General features: G+C 61.9%; 3 protein-coding genes. All 3 read right to left on the bottom strand.

The annotated features are described in order from the left end of the window. On the bottom strand, window positions 1-420 hold a 420-nt coding region (locus E5W87_RS34880), incomplete at its 3' end, for an enoyl-CoA hydratase-related protein (RefSeq protein ID WP_292408351.1). 14 nt (window positions 421-434) lie between these two features. After that, a complete protein-coding gene (locus E5W87_RS34875) occupies window positions 435-1,643 on the bottom strand; it encodes an acetyl-CoA C-acetyltransferase (protein ID WP_292408349.1) in 1,209 nt (402 codons plus the stop codon). A 31-nt stretch (window positions 1,644-1,674) separates the two neighbouring features. Continuing rightward, window positions 1,675-2,842 (bottom strand): acyl-CoA dehydrogenase family protein (locus E5W87_RS34870; protein WP_292408346.1); only part of this gene is annotated, 1,168 nt, incomplete at its 5' end.

Raw genomic sequence — 2,842 nt, 5'->3', positions numbered from 1 at the left:
GGCCGTGACACGGCCGTGGCAAGCAAGCGATAGTTCGAACGCGCCGCCCATGCAAGTGCCGTTGATCGCCGACACCCATGGCTTGCCTGAGGTTTCCAGCTTGCGGAACAGGCCCGTCATGTAGCCGGCATTGTCGAACAGCACCTTGGTCGCCTTGTCCAGATCCTTGGCTTTGTCGGCTGCGAAGGTCGACAGCATCTTCTGCAGCATGGTGATGTCGGCACCGCCGGAAAACGTGTCTTTGCCGGAGGTGATGACCGCCCCCTTTATCGCCGCGTCGCTCGCCACCTTGTCGACGATGGCGTTCAGTTCCAGCATCGCCTCTTCGGTGAAGACGTTCATCGACCTGTCGGGCATATCCCAGGTGATGAGCGCGATGCCGTCTGCGTCGATGTCGAGGGTGAAATTGGTGTAGCTCATCGGTCTCTCTCCCGTCAGACGCGTTCGATGATCGTTGCGGTGCCCATACCGGCGCCGATGCAAAGCGTCACCAACGCGGTGTTCAGGTCGCGGCGCTCCAGTTCGTCCAGCACCGTGCCGAAGATCATCGCGCCAGTGGCGCCGAGCGGATGGCCCATGGCGATGGCGCCGCCATTGACGTTGATCCTGTCGTGCGAAATGTCGAAGGCCTGCATGTAGCGCAGCACTACAGAGGCGAAAGCCTCGTTGAGCTCGAACAGATCGATGTCCGACAGCTTCATTTTGGCGCGCTTCAGCAATTTTTCGGTCACGTCGACCGGGCCGGTCAGCATCAGCACCGGTTCCGAGCCGATATTGGCGAATGCACGGATGCGTGCGCGCGGCTTCAGGCCCAGCGTCTTTCCAGCCTTCTTCGAGCCGAGCAGAACGGCCGCCGCGCCGTCGACTATGCCGGACGAATTGCCGGCGTGGTGGACGTGGTTGACCTCTTCCACCTCGGGATGCTTCTGCACCGCGACGGCATCAAAGCCGCCCATTTCGCCGGGTATGACGAAAGACGGGTTCAGTGCCGCCAGCGACTGCATATCGGTCGAAGGCCGCATATGCTCGTCATGGTCGAGGATGGTCAGCCCGTTCTGGTCCTTGATCGAGATCACCGAATTCTTGAAGCGGCCTTCGCCCCAGGCTTTGGCGGCGCGCTTCTGGCTCTCGACCGCATAGGCGTCGACGTCATCACGCGAAAAGCCGTATTTGGTGGCGATCAGATCGGCCGAAATGCCTTGCGGAACGAACCAGCCCGGCAGACCAACCGAGGGGTCCATGAACCAGGCCCCGCCGGATGCACCCATGCCGACGCGCGACATCGATTCGACGCCGCCGGCGATGACGATCTCGTCGGCGCCTTGTGCGATCTTGGCGGCGCCGAAGTTGATGGCGTCCAGGCCCGAGGCGCAGAAGCGCGAGATCTGCATGCCGGGCGCCGTGGTCGCATAGCCAGCTTCGAAGGCTGCGGCACGCGGAATGACAGAACCCGCCTCGCCGACCGGATCAACGCAGCCGAAGATGATGTCGTCGACGGTGCCGGTATCCAGTCCATTGCGGTCGCGGATCGCTTCGAGCACCTTGGCGCCGAGTCGCACCGCCGGCACTTCGTGCAGCGAGCCATCCTTCTTGCCCCTGCCGCGCGGCGTGCGCACGGCGTCATAGACATAAGCTTCGGCCATTTCCTGCTCCTTTGGTTTGCTGAAAAGTCGCTCAGAGAGAGCGCCCGATCAGCAATTTCATGATCTCGTTGGTGCCGCCGTAGATGCGCTGGACGCGGGCGTCGCGAAACATGCGGGCGATCGGGTATTCATTCATGTAGCCATAGCCGCCATGCAATTGAAGGCATTCGTCGACGACTTTTCCCTGTAGGTCGGACAGCCAGTATTTGGCCATCGAGGCGGTCACCGGGTCGAGGCCACCATTGATGTGGCGGGCGACGCAGTCATTGTAGAAGACGCGGCCGATGGTCGCCTCGGTCTTCAGTTCGGCCAGCTTGAACTGGGTGTTCTGGAAATCGATGATCGCCTTGCCGAAGGCTTTGCGCTCCTTGACATAGTCGATTGTCAGCGCCAGCGCCCGCTCGACCATAGCGATGGCGCCGGTGCCGATCTGCAGGCGCTCCTGCGGCAATTGCTGCATCAGCTGGACGAAGCCCTGGCCTTCCTCGTGGCCGAGGAGATTGGAGGTCTGCACGCGCATATCGTTGAAGAACAGTTCCGACGTGTCGTTGGCCTTCAAACCAATCTTGTCGAGGTTGCGGCCGCGCTCAAACCCCTCCACTTCGTCGGTCTCGACGACGATCAGCGAAGTGCCCTTGGCGCCCTTCTCCGGATCGGTCTTGGTGACGATGATAATGAAGTTGGCGAGCTGGCCATTGGTGATGAAGGTCTTCGAGCCATTGACCTTGTAATGATTGCCATCCTTCTCGGCACGCGTCTTGACGCCCTGCAGGTCGGAGCCCGCGCCGGGCTCGGTCATGGCGATGGCGCCGATCAGCTCGCCGGTCGCCAGTTTCGGCAGCCACTTCTTTTTCTGCTCATCGGAGCCGTAGTGGAGGATGTAAGGGGCGACGATCGAATTGTGCAGGCCGATGCCGAAACCGTCGACGCCGACATGGCCGATCGCCTCGATGATGGCGCTCTCGTGCGCGAATGTCCCGCCCGAGCCGCCATATTCCTCCGGCATCGAGGCACAGAGCAGACCGGCCGCGCCTGCCTTCAGCCAGCTCTCGCGGTCGACCATCTCGTTCTTCTCGAACTCGTCGTAGCGCGGCGCGATCTCTTCCGACATGAAACGGTGCGCCATGTCGTAGAGCATGCCGACCTCGTCTGCCGCCCAGGCGGGTTTGGGGAGGCCAAGGATTTCGGCGGGGTTGGTC

Origin of the sequence: Mesorhizobium sp., assembly GCF_004962925.1 — a bacterium.
Classification (GTDB): Bacteria; Pseudomonadota; Alphaproteobacteria; order Rhizobiales; family Rhizobiaceae; genus Mesorhizobium.
This window is presented reverse-complemented; position numbering and strand designations above follow the sequence as displayed.